This window comes from Streptomyces sp. SID12501, from assembly GCF_010550245.1.
Classification (GTDB): domain Bacteria; phylum Actinomycetota; class Actinomycetes; order Streptomycetales; family Streptomycetaceae; genus Streptomyces.
Window position 1 is genome coordinate 1 of record NZ_JAAGLU010000230.1, and the last position, 657, is coordinate 657.

Sequence of the window (657 nt, forward strand, 5' to 3'; positions counted from 1 at the left end):
CGTTCTACGCGGGCATACCGGTCCCTACGGAGCATCGGGGGATGCACATGACCAGCGCTCCGCACCTGCTCACCGAAGACCGACCGGAGTTCGATCGGCTCCTCGACGAGGCGCTGCGCACAGCGAACGAACGGCCCGAACTCGCCGCCCTGGGCGAACGACTGAACGCCGAACAGTTGCGCACCATGGCCATGGGCGCCAGCGCGATCCTGACGGCGGCGGCCGCCGCCGAGTACGACCACTTCGTGAAGGTCCGCGAGGACCTGCGCCACGAGGCCCTGACGGCCTCGGGAAGGGGCGGAGAGCACCAGGGCGACGGGCAGGACGGCGGGGCGGGAGTGAGCGCCATCGTGGCCGTCCTCGCGCCCGTCTTGGCCGGCACCGCCATGCTGATCTTCCTGCTGGTGGGCTACAGCCTCAAGATGCTCGATCCCGAACCCGCCTTCGCCAAGACGATGCTGACGGCCGGCTGGCTCTTCGGGGCCCTCACCGTGGCCGCCCTGCTGTTCGCGGTCATCGGACTGTTGGTGACCGCCCTGCGCAACAGTTCGACGGAGGTCGCCCCGGCGGAGACCGCGGTGATCCCCGAAGAGCTCTCGCGGGCCCGGGAAGCGTGGCGCAACGCGCTGCTGGAGCGGGGCATCGTCCCGTTCCTGC

1 protein-coding gene is annotated in these 657 nt (G+C 70.3%); it reads left to right on the forward strand.

The features are described from left to right. Positions 1-41: 41 nt before the first annotated feature. The coding region (locus G3I71_RS45430; protein WP_164324782.1) for a hypothetical protein at positions 42-657 on the forward strand (616 nt) is incomplete at its 3' end.